This is a genomic window from Anaerolineales bacterium (assembly GCA_019637805.1).
Lineage (GTDB): Bacteria > Chloroflexota > Anaerolineae > Anaerolineales > UBA11579 > JAMCZK01.
The window spans coordinates 636,846-651,418 of sequence record JAHBVB010000002.1 but is presented as its reverse complement, the minus strand read 5'-3'; the positions used below and the strand labels follow the sequence as shown (position 1 = coordinate 651,418).

At 61.8% G+C, this 14,573-nt stretch carries 17 protein-coding genes; 7 read left to right on the top strand and 10 right to left on the bottom strand.

From position 1 onward, the window contains the following. Positions 1-2 precede the first annotated feature (2 nt). The 7 genes from paaJ to KF885_08860 all read right to left on the bottom strand — a co-directional run bounded on the left by paaJ (position 3) and on the right by KF885_08860 (position 5,923). The gene (gene paaJ, locus KF885_08890) at positions 3-509 is read right to left on the bottom strand and encodes a phenylacetate-CoA oxygenase subunit PaaJ (protein ID MBX3049274.1); all 507 of its coding nucleotides are present in this window, start codon (positions 507-509) and stop codon (positions 3-5) included. Next, a complete protein-coding gene (paaC, locus tag KF885_08885) occupies positions 503-1,267 on the bottom strand; it encodes a phenylacetate-CoA oxygenase subunit PaaC (GenBank protein ID MBX3049273.1) in 765 nt (254 codons plus the stop codon). The genes paaJ and paaC overlap by 7 nt, the downstream gene beginning before the upstream one ends. Continuing rightward, positions 1,264-1,794: a hypothetical protein gene (locus tag KF885_08880; GenBank protein ID MBX3049272.1), complete on the bottom strand. Its 531-nt coding sequence runs from the start codon at positions 1,792-1,794 to the stop codon at positions 1,264-1,266. The genes paaC and KF885_08880 overlap by 4 nt, the downstream gene beginning before the upstream one ends. Before the next feature lie 81 nt (positions 1,795-1,875). Next, positions 1,876-2,841: a 1,2-phenylacetyl-CoA epoxidase subunit A gene (paaA, locus tag KF885_08875; GenBank protein ID MBX3049271.1), complete on the bottom strand. Its 966-nt coding sequence runs from the start codon at positions 2,839-2,841 to the stop codon at positions 1,876-1,878. Positions 2,842-2,941: 100 nt separating this feature from the next. Further along, positions 2,942-4,444 (bottom strand): aldehyde dehydrogenase family protein, encoded by a 1,503-nt coding sequence (locus tag KF885_08870; protein MBX3049270.1) that lies wholly within the window; start codon positions 4,442-4,444, stop codon positions 2,942-2,944. Further along, positions 4,445-5,023 carry a hypothetical protein gene (locus KF885_08865; GenBank protein MBX3049269.1) on the bottom strand — a complete coding sequence of 193 codons (579 nt, stop codon included), beginning with the start codon at positions 5,021-5,023 and terminating at the stop codon, positions 4,445-4,447. A gap of 6 nt (positions 5,024-5,029) precedes the next feature. Further along, the gene (locus tag KF885_08860) at positions 5,030-5,923 is read right to left on the bottom strand and encodes an enoyl-CoA hydratase/isomerase family protein (GenBank protein MBX3049268.1); all 894 of its coding nucleotides are present in this window, start codon (positions 5,921-5,923) and stop codon (positions 5,030-5,032) included. A gap of 121 nt (positions 5,924-6,044) precedes the next feature. Here KF885_08860 and KF885_08855 point away from each other — a divergent pair, with 121 nt between their 5' ends. The 4 genes from KF885_08855 (at position 6,045) to KF885_08840 (ending at position 7,569) form a co-directional block, all read left to right on the top strand. After that, positions 6,045-6,428 carry a hypothetical protein gene (locus KF885_08855; protein ID MBX3049267.1) on the top strand — a complete coding sequence of 128 codons (384 nt, stop codon included), beginning with the start codon at positions 6,045-6,047 and terminating at the stop codon, positions 6,426-6,428. Between the two features lie 26 nt (positions 6,429-6,454). Further along, on the top strand, positions 6,455-6,646 hold the full coding sequence (locus KF885_08850) for a hypothetical protein (GenBank protein ID MBX3049266.1): 192 nt from the start codon (positions 6,455-6,457) through the stop codon (positions 6,644-6,646). A gap of 149 nt (positions 6,647-6,795) precedes the next feature. Further along, complete coding sequence (locus KF885_08845) at positions 6,796-7,056, top strand: hypothetical protein (GenBank protein ID MBX3049265.1); 261 nt, start codon at positions 6,796-6,798, stop codon at positions 7,054-7,056. After that, entirely contained in the window at positions 7,057-7,569 is a 513-nt protein-coding gene (locus KF885_08840) for a ClbS/DfsB family four-helix bundle protein (protein MBX3049264.1), read from the top strand. It begins immediately after the preceding gene. On the opposite strand, the gene KF885_08835 is transcribed toward KF885_08840, so the two are convergent. After that, positions 7,566-8,729, bottom strand: coding sequence for a hypothetical protein (locus KF885_08835; protein ID MBX3049263.1), 1,164 nt, complete (start codon positions 8,727-8,729; stop codon positions 7,566-7,568). The two genes, KF885_08840 and KF885_08835, sit on opposite strands and share 4 nt — an antisense overlap. A gap of 64 nt (positions 8,730-8,793) precedes the next feature. On the opposite strand from KF885_08835, the gene KF885_08830 reads away from it, so the two are divergent. Both KF885_08830 and KF885_08825 read left to right on the top strand, forming a co-directional pair. Further along, positions 8,794-9,963: an MFS transporter gene (locus tag KF885_08830; protein MBX3049262.1), complete on the top strand. Its 1,170-nt coding sequence runs from the start codon at positions 8,794-8,796 to the stop codon at positions 9,961-9,963. A gap of 34 nt (positions 9,964-9,997) precedes the next feature. Beyond that, positions 9,998-10,666 (top strand): hypothetical protein, encoded by a 669-nt coding sequence (locus KF885_08825; GenBank protein MBX3049261.1) that lies wholly within the window; start codon positions 9,998-10,000, stop codon positions 10,664-10,666. Between the two features lie 48 nt (positions 10,667-10,714). Here KF885_08825 and KF885_08820 read toward each other — a convergent pair whose 3' ends face one another. Both KF885_08820 and KF885_08815 read right to left on the bottom strand, forming a co-directional pair. Next, positions 10,715-12,382, bottom strand: a complete 1,668-nt coding sequence (locus tag KF885_08820; GenBank protein ID MBX3049260.1) for a hypothetical protein — start codon at positions 12,380-12,382, stop codon at positions 10,715-10,717. Next, positions 12,379-13,152 (bottom strand): enoyl-CoA hydratase/isomerase family protein, encoded by a 774-nt coding sequence (locus KF885_08815; GenBank protein ID MBX3049259.1) that lies wholly within the window; start codon positions 13,150-13,152, stop codon positions 12,379-12,381. Before KF885_08815 ends, KF885_08820 begins: the two co-directional genes overlap by 4 nt. A 222-nt stretch (positions 13,153-13,374) precedes the next feature. On the opposite strand from KF885_08815, the gene KF885_08810 reads away from it, so the two are divergent. Continuing rightward, positions 13,375-14,502 carry an amino acid ABC transporter substrate-binding protein gene (locus tag KF885_08810; protein ID MBX3049258.1) on the top strand — a complete coding sequence of 376 codons (1,128 nt, stop codon included), beginning with the start codon at positions 13,375-13,377 and terminating at the stop codon, positions 14,500-14,502. The last annotated feature ends 71 nt before the right edge of the window (positions 14,503-14,573 follow it).

The window sequence follows — 14,573 nt, the reverse complement described above, 5'->3', positions numbered from 1 at the left end:
AACTACAGTGGCTTAAACATCTCGAACGGTTCCCGGCAGTCGTTGCAGGTGTAGATCATGCGGCAGGGCGTGGTGCCAAAGCTGTTGCGCAGCGAAGTCTGTTCTGACCCACAGCGCGGGCAGGCCACCGGGTCCATCAGCACCGTCAGCAGATCGCCCTGATGGCGCGGCGGCGGCGCCAGGCCCGCCGTCTGAAGCTTGCGGCGCGCCTCGGCGCTGATCCATTCCGAGGTCCAGGGCGGGTTGTGGCGCACCAGCACTTCGGCATCCTCCAGGCCCAACGCCTGCAGGCCGGCCAGAATATCGCTTTGCATGACTTCGTAGGCAGGGCAGGCCGCGAAGGTCGGCGTGATGGTCACTTGCAGCCGCGCCCCCTGCCAGCCCAACTGGCGCACAATGCCCATCTCCACCAGATTGACGAAGGGCATCTCCGGGTCTGGTACCTGGGCCAAAGCCTCCCAGATCTGGGCTTCACTGGGGCGTGCGGCGGCCGGGCGGCTGATCACCATTCCGCCTCCGGATCCAGGCGAGCCACTTCCTGCATTTCGGTCACCAGCGCCTGCATGTACTCGGAGCGCACGGCCCGGTCTGCCTGGACCGCGGCGGTCTCGCTGGGCAGGCGCAGGCCGGCTTCGGCCAGGAAAGCGCCAACCTCAGCAGCCCAGGCCGGGTAGAGCGCCGCGCTGGCCGGCACGATCCCCAGCGGCAGGTCAGCCTCACCCGGCAGCGCGGCCCCTAAGCCGCGGGCATACGGCCAGAGCGCATCCAGCGCGGCCTGCATTCGGGCCTGGCTTTCCTCGGTGCCCAGGCCCAGGCGCGTGACCCAGGCGCGCGTGTGCCTGAGGTGATAGAGCTCCTCGTTGCGCACCCGGACGGCGATTTCGGCCAGGGGCATATGGCTGCTCTCGCTCAGCCCGACCAGACGATGCTGCTCAAAGGCATCAAACAAATACTGACGCAACATGCTGAACGCCCAGTCCCCTTTGGGCAGTTCCACTAACTGCAGGCTGCGGAAATCTGCCGCAGGACGGAAGAAGACTTGCTGGTCGGGGAAGCGAGTCCGGTCGGCGCCCAGCAAGTCGGCAGCCAGTTCGTACCACAAGCGGGCATGGCCGATCTCGTCCAGCGCCAGGTTGGCAAAGGCAATATCTTCTTCCAGGATCGGGGCGTGCCCGGTCCACTCAGAATTGCGGTGGCCGAGAATCAGCTCATCGTCCGCCAGGGCGATCAGGTATTCAGCCAAAGCGGCTTTCTGTTTTGCGTTCACTCGTCCAGCCCTTTGCCTGCGCGCAGCTTGCGCATCATGGTCACCACGGGGTATTCCGCCTGGTCCTTGTAAGTCTTCTCACGGGCCGGGGCGAACATCGGTCCGGCCTCGGCCGGGTCGGATTTGAGCAGCGCCGCCAGCGGCACCGCGCACCAGCGCAGCACATTCTGGGTCTCGAATTCAGTCTGCGCGGCGGCGATCGCCGCCGCGCCGGAGGCAGCCTGTACCTCACCCAGCAGGCTGGCCTGGGCCTGCTCAGCCAACTTGCCGAAGATGCAATAGGTCTGCGGCTCGCCGGCAGCGCTGGGCGCCGGCTCTCCGGCGGCCAGCTCTTGGCGCGTGCGGCTGGTGATGCGCTCGGCGGCAGCCACCCACATTTGGCTGGCCTCCGGCCGTCGCGCAAACACGTCGCGGGCGTTCAACAGCGCCATCTCAATATCGGGCGCGTGTACACTGCCGTTGTGCAAGACTGGCTTATCCGGCGCTTCCTGTTGGAAGACCTCGTAGCGGGGCCATTGAGTGTCCATTGTGGATTTCTGATTGCTGATTTCAGATTTCAAGGTCAACTCCAAGTAAGGGACAAATCAAAAATCTGAAATCGAAAATCGTCAATGAAGCTGCTTTTTTGCGTAGGCGCTCAATGCTTCACGCACCCAGCGCCCGTCATCATGGGCCTGCTGGCGGGCGGCCATGCGTTCGGCGTTGGCCGGGCCGTCGCCTTTGATCACCCGCCAGAACTCATCCCAGTCGATCGCCCCGAACAGCCAGTTGCCGCTGGCTTCGTCATAGCGCAGGTCCGGGTCGGGGATGGTGATGCCGCAGGCCTGCAAGTCAGGGGCCAGCTGGTTCACAAATTCCTGGCGCAACTGGTCGTTGGTGCGGGTCTTGATGCCCCAGCGGATCAGCAAGCCGGAATTGGGGCTGTCGGCGTCGTGCGGGCCAAACATCATCAAGGTCGGCCACCACCAGCGCGTGATGGCATCCTGCACCATAGCGCGCTGCGTGGGTGTGCCCTGGGAGTAGCGGATGATCATTTCCTGCCCCTGCTTGCGATGGAAGTTCTCTTCCATACATATGCGCACCATGGCCCGCGAATAAGGGCCGTAGGAACAGCGCGCCAGCATGGTCTGGTTGAGGATCGCCGCGCCGTCCACCAGCCAGCCAATCGCGCCATTGTCGGCCCAGGTGGTGGTGTGATAGTTGAAGATGCTGGAGTACTTGGCCTTGCCGCTCAGCAGCGCGTCGAGCATTTCTTCGCGGGTGGCGCCCAGCGTCTCGGCGGCATGGTACAGGTACTGGCCGTGCCCGGCCTCGTCCTGCACCTTGGCGATCAGGATCAGCTTGCGGCGCAGCGAAGGCGCCCGCGTGATCCAAGCGCCTTCCGGCAGCATCCCGACCACTTCGCTGTGGGCGTGCTGGCTGATCATGCGGATCAGCTGGCGGCGGTATTCCGCCGGCATCCAGTCGCCCGGCTCGATCTTCTCGCCGCGCGCAATGCGCGCTTCAAACTCAGCCAGCTTTTCCGGCTCTTCGTTCAGTTCAATGGCGATCTGTTCAATATCTGCGCCGTACATGACTTTTCCTTATAGATGATTGTAACAACAGGCCAAGTGATTAGTGAACAGTAAACAGTGAATAGGAGAAATCCTAATCACCACTCACTGTTTACTTGCTTCACTGAGTATTCACCCACACGGTCTTGACCTGGGTGTACAGGTCGATGGCTTCCTTGCCCATCTCCCGACCGAAGCCGGACATCTTGTAGCCGCCGAAGGGCGCAGCCGGGTCGATCATGCCGTAGCCGTTGATCCACACTGTGCCGGCTTGCACCGCGTGGGCATAGCGATGGGCCTTGCCCACATCACGGGTCCACACGCCCGCCGCCAAACCGTATTGGGTCGCATTGGAGCGAGCGATCAGTTCGTCTTCATCATCAAAGGCGGTGACCGCCGCCACCGGGCCAAAGATCTCTTCCTGCACCAAACGCAGCGAATCATCCTGGTAGCTGAACACGGTCGGTTTGAGGAAATACCCACCCTTCAACTCATCGCTCAGGCCTTGGCCGCCGGTGACGATCTCCGCCCCGGCTTGTTGGCCCTCGGTGATGTAGCCTGCTACACGCTCCAACTGCTCGGCGCTGATCAGCGGCCCCACATGCACCTTCTCAGCGAAACCGTGGTCCACCACCATCTTCTCAACATTAGCGGTCAGCCCTTCCAGCACTTCGTTGAAGACTTTGCGTTCCACGAACAGACGCGTGCCCGCCACGCATTCCTGGCCGGCGGTGCTGAACACAGCCCACTGCGCCCCGCGGATGGCGGCGGACAGGTCGGCGTCGGCAAAGATCACATTGGGGGACTTGCCGCCCAGTTCCAGGCTGACGCGCTTGAGGTTGCTCTTGGCGGCGGCTTCCATGATGCGCGCCCCGGTCGAGGTGGAGCCGGTAAAGGCGATCTTGGCGACATGCGGGTGCGCCGCCATGGCCGCGCCGGTGGGCAGTCCCGGACCGGTGAGGATGTTGAGCACCCCCGGCGGGAAGCCGGCGGCGCGCACCAGGTCCGCCAGGTACAGCGCCGTCAGGGGGGTCTGCTCGGCAGGCTTAAGGATCAGCGTGTTGCCCGCCGCCAGCGCCGGACCCAGCTTCCAGATCGCCATCAGCAGCGGGAAGTTCCAGGGGATGATGGCGCCCACCACGCCCAACGGCTCGCGGCGGGTGTAGACCAGCTGATCGGGGAAGGTTACTGGAACCGTGCTGCCCTCGATCTTGTCGGCCCAACCGGCCTGGTAGCGCAGGTGCTTGGTTACGTAGGGTAGGTCACCGCGGCGCGCCACCCGGATGGGCTTGCCATTGTCCAGCGTTTCGAGCTCGGCCATCACATCGGCATGCTCGTCGATCAGCGCGGCCAGCTTGAAGAGCCGTTCGCCGCGCTCAGCGGCGATGGTCTGGCTCCAGCCCGGGAAGGCCGCCTGGGCGGCCGCCACCGCCGCGTCCACATCGGCCGCGTTGGCCAGGGCCACCTCGGCCAGGACGGCCCCGGTGGCCGGGTTGCGCGTGGCAAAGGTCTCACCAGAATTCCCCTCCACCCATTCGTTATTTATGAAGAGCTTCTTGGGGGACTGCTCCAGAAATTTGAGGGTGGCGGGCTGGAAGTTGTAGTCGGGGAGTGTGGTTTTCATTCACCTGTTCCTGTAAGTTAGTGGCTTGAGGAAATTATATGTGACATAGTTGCGAAGAGCATTGAGTTCTTCTTCATTACGAACAACGCGCTCGTAGTAGTTGCGTTGCCAGATTGGAGCAGCATTTCCGCGCAGTTGATTTATGGCTCGCGTAACGGAAGATTTGTAGCTGCCGATAATTACGCCTATTGACCCTTTGGGGGCGCCTTTCGGTTTATGTAGGGGCGAGGCATGCCTCGCCCCTACGCGTGTTTGTGATGCCTCTTGATCCGGCGCATCCTGCGCAGCTGAAGGCATGTGCACACGCACTTCACGTTCATTGATATGTAGAATTCCGTGAACATGATTCGGCATCACGATAAACGAATCGAGTGATACTGCCGGAAAATGCTCCGGTATAGCTTGCCAGCTTCGCTGCGCCATCTTCCCGAAATCATTCAGCTGTACTTCTTCATCGACGATAGCGCCGAAAATATTGCTTGTCTTGTAGCAAGAGATAGTAATGAAATAGACGCCAGGCTGGGCATAGTCGTACTCCTGCAAACGAATGCTCTTGCGACTGCACAGCTGTTTGTCCACCAAAGTCTAGTCCTCGATCTCCGGCATCTCCCCATCCAACCATTCCGGCGCGCCATCCTCCGCCCAGCGACGGCGGATGCCTTCGTAGTCCGGCTTGCGCTTCTCATCAAAAGCGCGCACGCCCTCCCAGGTCTCCGGGCTGGTGTTGTGCACCGCCAGCCAGTCGCGCCCATGGCCGATGGTGCTGTGCCAGCTCAGGTCACGCCAGAAATTGAGCTGCTGCTTGGTGTAGCGCGTCTTCTCGGGGAACTTGGCCTTTAGCTTGTCTACGATCTCATCCACCTTGGCATCCAGCTCGGCGCGCGGCACGACCCAGTTCACTAAGCCCCACTCGGCGGCCTTGGCGGCTGGGATCTCTTCATTAAGGAAGAGGATCTCGCGCGCCCGGCGCTCGCCCACGATGATGGGCAGGAACTGTGTGGCGCCAGCCAGCGGCACGCTGCCGTGGCTAGTGCCGACGTGGCGAATGTAGATTTCGTCCGCGGCCACGGCCAGGTCGCAGCTCATGTTGAATTCGTTGCCGCCGCCCACTACGATGCCGTTGAGACGGGCGATGGCTGGCTTGCCCAGGTTGCGCAGGCGCTCATGGGCCTCGATGAAGTCGCCCATCCATTTCCAGTAATCACGCGGGCGCTGCAAGAACTGCTTTTGCTCGTCCAGGTCTGCCCCGGTACAGAAGGCACGCTCCCCCGCACCGGTCAGCACCAACACTGCCACGGAGTCGTCCCAGCTGGCGTCCTTGAGGGCGATATTGAGTTCGGTGAGCACTTGGTGATTGACGGCGTTGAGCACCTGCGGCCGGTTGAAGGTCACCGTGGCGCGGCCGTCTTTCTTTGTATAAACAATGGCTTTGAAATCAAGATCTGCAGCGGACTGACCGCCAAAAGAACGCTTTGCCAAGAGACTCTCCCGATACGTTGGTAAAGAGTATTTTACACGCCCATGGGTTGCGGAATGATAAATAGGGAATCATACATACGTTGTACAATGCACATTACTTTTCGCCAAAAAGGAGTTCCAGATGGACGAAGACAAGATCGAGAAGATGGCCCGCGAACAGGAAGAGCGGATCAACAAAGTCCTTGCATACAGCGAGAGGATAGCCAGCAAACACGAGGAGCGAGCAAACAAAATCCTCGAACAAGCCGAGAGAGAAAGCACCCGCAGGCCCAGCCTGTTGGGCAACCTGCTGCTGCTGGCGTTGTTCAACCTGATCGTGGTGGCCATGGCCGCCGGCACCTTGTTCTTTGGTTGGCGCGGTTACACACTCACCACCAACGGAGACACCACGATGGCACGCGTGGTTGCGCTGTCGGAATCAACCGACGGGGATGGCGACTGCTGCGTGTACTCCCCTGTCTTTGAATACACAGTAAATGGCCGCCGCACACCTTCGAAAGCCTGAACGCCAGCAACCCGCCCGCCTACCGTGTGGGGCAAGAGGTAGAGGTGATCTACAACGTCGACAACCCCAGCGATGCCGCGGTCAATTCGTTCTTCGACTTGTGGATGGTGGCAGCCACACTGTGCGGCGCAACGCTGATCCTGTTTGTCGTGCTAAACGGAGTGGCGATCCACAAGATGCGCAGCGGCCGCCCTCTCCTTGAAGCAGACAGCGACTAGCTCCAAGCGATGAAACCAGGCAGGTTCTTTCCCCTTCTGGCTGTGAATGCGGTCCTGGCCGTGCTCACTATCGTTGCGCTTTTGCTGAGCCGGGAAAGTTTAGAACCTGCCCTCCAGGGCGAGAAAACCACGGTCAAGTGATCGGGCTGGTGCAAAGCACCGACACCGAAGGCGACACTTTTTGTACGCTGCAAAATAGAAGGAACGACTGCCAGCCACCGCCGGCCTACCATGTGGGTCAGGAGGTCGAGATGGTGTACAACCCGCAGGACCTAGGCAGGGCCGCCATCAACAAATTTGCGGAGCTGTGGCTGCTGCCGGCCATGATAGGCGGTACTGTGGCCGTTCTCTTTGTGACCCTGAACCTGGTGGTAATCGGCGGCCTTTTTTGTATCCAATCGGAGTGCTGAATGAGCGAAGCAATAGACTTTAGTAAAGAGAAGCTGCTGCAAGAAATGCAGTATGGCTGGGAACGCTTGCAGGCCTTTGTGAGCGGCTACAGCGACGAGCAGCTAACCGGGCCAACGGACGCCGCCGGCTGGACCGCCAAAGATCACCTGATGCACCTCTCCGTATGGGCGGGCAGCATGGTGGCGGTGCTGGACGGCAAGGCGCGCCGCGATTACATGGAGATCGCTCGTGAAGACTGGGTGACACTGGCGGAAACGTATGACGTGGTGAACGGCATCCTGCAGCAGCGCTACAAGGATTTGCCGCTGGCCGATGTGCGCAAGGCAGTGGAAGAGAAGCACAACGAGCTGGCCGCCCGGGTTGAGGCAATGACCGAAGAGGAATTGCAACTACCCTACAACCACTACCAACCAGGCAGCAAATCCACCACCCCAATCTTTGATTACATTACCGGCAACAGCTCGCACCATTACGACGAACACATCCCTTGGATGCGCGCCATCCTGGATTAGTCCGGGAGGCCAAAGCTGACCCACAGGCGGTCGAATTCCGCACCGCTCTCCAGTACCTGCACACTCACACCCTCGTACTGGAGTGACTCGCCCGCCTGCAGGGCGGCCTGGCCCGGCAGCTTGCCTTCCGGCGCCAGCACGCGCAGCGGGCCATAGCCGGAATCGCGGTGCGTATCCACCAGATAGACCAACGCGCCGGGCTGTTGCAGCCGCCAGTCATACCCCAGCGGCCGCCGCGCTTCGATCACCAACATCTGCCCGTCCGCCAGCGGCAGCATAATCGCTTTGGTTTGCGCGTCTTGTTGTTCCAGCGCGGTCAGAGTGATCTCCCACTGGCCGGGGTTGCTCAAACACAAGACCTGCTCGTCCTCCAGCCAGCCCAGCATCCAACGCTCAATGGCGGTCAGCTCCGGCGCCTGACCGAAAATATTTCCCATCAAGCTGAACTCCCCCGTGAACGCGAACTGATCTGCCTCTGCAGCAGCTGCCCCTGGGTAGGCATACAAGTCGGGCAGTCCCAGGCTGTGGCCCATCTCATGGTTTAGCCACAAGTGGCCCCAGTGCAGCAGGTCGCTGCCTGAGGTGATGCCGTTGGCAATCGTGACCCCGTCCGCCTGAATGCCGTGATCGGCGAATCCAGTGAAGGCCGGGCCGTAAGGAATACCGGTCGCATCAGGGTTGGTCAGCACCAGCACCAGGTCCATCTGGGAGAAATCCACCGCCGCATCGGCCAGGTCCACGGCTTCCTGCAGGAAGTCGAGATGCGCTTCGAAGCTGGTCAGCCCTGCCGCGTAGTGTGCCTGTGGCTGGCTGAGGCGCAGCCAGATCAGCTGTGGGTGCAGCTGTACCTGCAGCCGCCCGCCGGACAGCTCAGCAAAGAATTCTTCAGCGCCGGGGGAGACGATCGCCAGCGCTTCGGCAGGGGAGCGTTCAGCAGGCGCGTCCTCAAAATCCGCGAAGAGCACTGCGGCATGCAGCGGTCCAATCGCCGGCAGGCGGTCCGCCGCAATTGGGAAGCCCAGCCCCAGCGGCTGCTGGCGCTGGGGCCGGCAAGCCTGGGTATCCTGCAGGCCTGCGCTTGGCCCAGGTTCGGCTAGGCCGCGGCAAGCGGCCAGCAGACAAGTCAGCCCAGCCAGAATCGCAAGACGTAAGGCAAACACCCCCGCATCATACACGCTCCTCCCTGGCGGCCTGTTAACCCTTCGCCGTATAATCAACCGGCTGATGCGCTCTCGAAACCTGACCCTCCTCGTAATTGCCCAGGCGCTGGCCATGAGCGGTTCGCCCGCCATCATTCTGCTGGGCGGCATCGTTGGCGGCCAGTTGGCCCCCAACCCGGGGCTGGCCACCCTGCCCATTTCCATCATGGTCGTCGGCGCGGCAGTGTCCGCCCTGCCCGCTGGCGGGCTGATGCGCCGCATCGGGCGGCGCAACGGCTTCCTGCTCGCCTCGCTGCTGGCCATCGCCGGGGCGGCGCTGGCCGCCCTGGCTTTGCAGTTGGGCAGCTTCTGGCTGTTCTGCCTGGCCACCTTGCTGGTAGGCGCCAACAACGCCTTCGTGCAGCAGTATCGTTTTGCCGCCGCGGAAAGCGTGGACAGCGCCTTTCAGGGCCGCGCCGTGGCGCTGGTGCTGGTCGGCGGTATCTTTGCCGGCTTTGCCGGGCCGGAAATTGCGCGCCAGACACAGGACTGGCTGGCCGTGCCCTACCAGGGCTCTTTCGTGGCGTTGGTCATCGTCTACGCCCTGGCGCTGGTCACTCTGGCCGGTCTGCAAGACACCCGCCAAACGGAAGAGAGCCGCACCCTGACTGGCAGACCGCTGGGCCAGATCATGCGCCAGCCCGACTACCTGCTGGCCGTCTTGGCGGGCGCCAGCGCCTACGGGGTGATGAGCTTTGTGATGACCGCCACACCGGTGCACATGCACAGCGGCGCCGGCTTCAGCCTGGACCAGACCACCCTGGTGATCCAAAGCCACATGATCGCCATGTATCTGCCCTCGCTGATCAGCGGCTTTCTGGTCGAGCGTTTAGGCCTGTACCGTTTCATGCTGTTGGGCGCGCTGCTGATGGTGGCCTGCTCCGCGCTGGCCATGATCAGCTCGGCCTTCATGCACTATTGGTGGGCCTTGGTCCTGCTGGGTTTGGGCTGGAACTTGCTCTTTGTAGGCGGGACGGTGCTGCTCACCCGCAGCTACGCGCCGGAAGAACGTTTTAAGACCCAAGCCAGCAATGACTTCGTCGTTTTTGGCGTGCAGGCCTTGGGCTCACTCTCCGCCGGCAGTATGCTGCACGCCAGCAGTTGGAGCGGGGTCAACATGCTTAGCATGGTCATTTTGCTGCTGACCCTGGGCGGATTGGTCGCCCAACGCAGGCGGCTGACCAGCCCGGCCTAAGCTTGTATTCATCTAGGCGCGCTATAGTGCGTGCATGAAAGCGCCTAACCCCTATTCCCGCCGAGATTTCCTGCGCACCCTGCTGCTGGTGCCTGCCAGCGGTTTGCTGGCCGCCTGTGCCCAAGCCCTGGGCCTGCCAGAACCGACCAGTTCGGCCCCTGCCACCCAGATCGCCGCCACACCCGTTGCGACCAGCACAGGCATCAGCTTGCCGCCCACCCCCGCCTGCGGCGATGACGACGATGAACCGACCATCGCCCAGACCGAGGGGCCTTACTTTACGCCCAATTCACCGGAACGCAGTTCACTGCTTGAGGATGGCATGCGGGGCGTGTACATGCTGGTCAGCGGCCAGGTATTGGACACCAACTGCCAGCCCATCCCCGGTGCCCTACTCGACTTCTGGCATGCGGACGCCGAAGGCGTATACGACAACACCGGCTACCGCCTGCGCGGCCATCAGTTCGCCGATGCCCAGGGCCGCTACCAACTGGAAACCATCATGCCCGGCCTGTACCCCGGCCGCACACGCCACTTCCACGTCAAAGTGCAGCGGCCCAACGGCGCGGTGCTCACCACGCAGCTGTATTTCCCCGACGAAGCTGGCAATGCCACAGACGGCATCTTCGACAGTCGCCTGCTGATGAGCATGCTGTCCGCCCAGAATGGCGTGCATGGCGAGTTTGATTTTGTGTTGGAGTGAAATTCAAGGATGAAAGGATGAAGGCTGACTAAGTCAGCCTTCATCCTTTCATCCTTGCCCTCTCGCCCATTGGCGGATCAGCACGCAAGCGCGGTAGCGCTCTTCATGGTATTCGGCGTAGAGGTGGTCGAGCACGGCCAGCACCTTGTCGTAACCAATCAGCTCACACCACTCCACTGGCCCATAGGGATAGTTGACGCCCAACTTCATGGCCTTATCGATGGGGAAGAGCACATCAAGCCCATAGCGAGCGGAAAACTCCTCGCTGGGAATCTCAAACCTGGTCACATTATGCGACCCGCGCATATCCTGGCTCATGAACATCGCTTCGTTAATGATCTGGCACACGATGCGCGGCAAGATAAGCCCGGGGCTATCCTGTACTGACAATTGGAAGCGGCCTAAATTTTCAAATAGATCCATGACGGCAAGATATTTCTCGGCTGGGATCGACGAGTGGATCGTGGTGGCAATTGAGCTGCTGGCAAAGAACAAGCCATCAAAGCCCATCAAGCGCTGCGTATGAGAAACCCATTTCCTCATCTCGGCCAAAGTCATATCGACGCATTGCGCAATCAGCGGTGTATCCGCCGGTAGGTTTTGGTCATACCATCTCAGGATCTCCTCTGCCCCCTCGTTGCGACCCGCCACCATAAAGCAAGCGATTGGCTCCTGCCCTTTTTGCGGCTTTGAAGCCACACTATACCCGGCTTGCCGGCAAATGTCCGCCAAACCCGGGGCCCAGGTCCCCTCTGAGATCAAAACCAGCCCCTCGGCAGGAGCTACCAGTGGGCCTGCAACAGAGCGCTGTGCATCCTCGGGTTGTTCATATTCATGGTCGAGGTGGCTGGGGCCGGTGAGCTGGCCATCCCCATTGTATTTATAAAACCCCCTGCCCGTCTTTCGTCCCAGGGCGCCTTCAGCCAACTTTTGCATCTGAATCCAGTGCGGCTTATAGCGAGGCTCGCCAAAGCTCTGTTCGTACATGGAGCGCATCGCTCCAGCATTGATGTCGATGCCGATCAGGTCCATCAATTTAAATGGCCCCATCTTAAAACCGCCGCCCTCTACAATCTGGTCGATGACTTCGTAGCCAGCCACGCCCTCGCCCAGCAAGCGCAGCGCTTCGCCGTAGAACGGGCGCGCCACGCGGTTGACGATGAAGCCCGGCGTATCGCCGGTGACCACTGGCGTCTTGCCCAGCGCTTCTGTCAGGCCGACCAATCTCTCGATGGTCGCCTGGCTGGTTTGCGCAGCGCGCACCACTTCCACCAACGGCAGCACGGGGGCGGGGTTGAAGAAATGCATGCCCGCCACGCGCTGCGGGCGCTGCGTGGTGGCGGCCACGGCGGTCACCGACAGTGTACTGGTATTGGTCGCCAGGATGGCCTCCGGCGCGCAGACCGCCTCGAGCTTGGCGAAGATCTCTTTCTTCAGTTCCAGTTGCTCCAGGGCCGCTTCGATCACCAGGCCGGCTGGAGCAAAAGCCTCCAGGCTGTCGGTGAGGGTCAGGTTTCCCAGTAAGGCTGCCTGGTCCTTTTTCTCCAAGAATTTCTTGATGTAGGCCGCGGCCTTCTCCAGCATGGCTGGATAGGGGTCTTGCAGGATCACCTTGGCCCCGGCGGTCAGGGCCACCAGCGCAATGCCGGAGCCCATTGTGCCCGCGCCGACCACCCCGATCAGCGGAAGATGCTTATCGTCGCTCAATGCGCTCACTTGCCTGAGAATTTGGGTTTGCGCTTCTCAATAAAAGCCGCCATGCCTTCTTTTTGGTCGGCGGTGTCATACAACAGGCGGTAGTTGCGCCGCTCCATCTCCAGGCCTTCGCCCAGGCTGTGCTCCACGCCGTAGCGCAGCGCCTGGCGCGCCAGGCGCACCGCCACGGCGGGCCGTTCGGCGATCTTGGCGGCCAGCTCGCGGGCCGCCGCCAACACCTGGTCGTCCGCCACCAGGCGGTTCACCAGCCCGGCGGCATGCGCCTCCGGTGCGGGCAGCGGGTCGCCGGTCAGCACCATCTCCATCGCCCGGTACGGACCCAGGGCCTTGGCCAGCCGCTGGCTGCCGCCCGCCCCCGGCATAATACCCAGCTTGATCTCCGGCTGGCCGAAGCGGGCGCCTTCACCGGCCACAATCAGGTCGCAGCCCAGCGCCAGTTCGCACCCGCCGCCAAAGGCCACCCCGTTCACCGCCGCGATTACCGGCTTGTCCAGCGCCCACAGACGTTGCCACAGTTGGCGCGTGTTCCTCAAATAAATGTCCACCGGAGATGCGCTGGCCATGGCTTTAATATCCGCCCCGGCGGCAAACACGCTCTGGCCGCCGGTCAGCACCATCACCCGCACGTTCTCGTCGCGGTCCAGGCTCTCCATGGTCTCAGCCAGGCTGCCCAGCATCTCCGGGCTCAAGGCGTTCAATGCATCCGGGCGGTTTAATGTCACCAGCGCAATACCGCTGTCGATCTCGACCAAAATCAGGGGTTGGCTCATGCGGGCGATTATACGCCGGCATTAAATCACTAATTCGATAGGTTTATTAGGCCTTGTAAAGATGCAAGCTTCCGCCTATAATGCTGCACCCCTTGTATTGCTGCGCCGGAGAGGGTTGTCGACGTTTGCAGTCAATCAGCAAGCCAGGCGCCCCCCTCCAGCACAGGGCCGGCCACCATGCCGGTCAAACCTTATACACAGTAGCAAGGAAGAGGAAACCCTATGTCCAAGAAGTTCTACCCTCTCTTTGGGCTTCTCATCGTTGCGGCGCTGGTCCTGGCCGCTTGCGGTGGGGCCCCGGCCGCCAGCGGCGACGCCTCAGAGCCAGCCACGGCCGATACTGCCGCCCCGGCTGACGATGCCGCTCCGGCCCCCGCGGCCCAAACCGCTGCCCAAGGTGAAACCCTGGCTGCCGTGGTTGCCCGCGGTTACCTGGTCTGCGGCGCCAACAACCAGGTGCCTGGCTTCGGCTATGTCGACGCCGACGGCAACTTCTCCGGCGTGGACGTGGATTACTGCCGCGCCCTGGCCGCCGCCATCTTTGGTGACGCCGACGCCGTGGAGTTCCGCCCCGTGACCGCCCCTGAGCGCTTCACTGCGCTGCAGTCCGGCGAGATCGACGTGCTGAGCCGCAACACCACTTGGACCCTGACCCGCGACACCGAGCTGGCTGGCAATTTCACCGCCACCACCTTCTACGATGGTCAAGGCCTGATGGTGCCTAGCGCCACTGGCTTCACCACCCTGGAAGACCTGGCGGGCGGTTCCGTCTGCGTGCAGACCGGCACCACCACTGAGCTGAACCTGGCGGACGCCTTTTCTGCGGCCGGCATCAGCTACAGCCCGGTCGTCTTTGAAGACGCCGACTCCACCTTCGCCGCTTACAGCGAAGGCCGCTGCGATGCAGTCACCACCGACAAGTCCGGTCTGGTGTCCCGCCGCTCGGTTCTGGCCGATCCTTCCGCTCACGTCATTTTGGACGTGACCCTCTCCAAGGAACCCTTGGGCCCCATGGTTCGCCATGGTGATGACCAGTGGTTCGACATTGCCCAGTGGACTGTCTTCGCTCTGATTGCCGCGGAAGAATATGGCATCACTTCCGCCAATGTGGACCAGGTGAAGGCCTCCAACACCGACCCGCAGATCAACCGCTTGCTGGGCAACGAGGGTGAGCTCGGCGCCAAGCTGGGCCTGAGCAACGAGTGGGCCTACAACGTGATCAAGCTGGCCGGCAACTACGGTGAGATCTACAACCGCAACTTGGGTCCGGACACCCCGACCCATATCCCCCGCGGTTACAACAGCATCTACACCGAAGGTGGCTTGCTCTTCGCCCCGCCTTTCAACTAAGCACCACCGTTTTACACCCTGCCGGGGGTGGGCAGCCTTAGGGCAGCCCACCCCCGGCCTGTATCACGCAG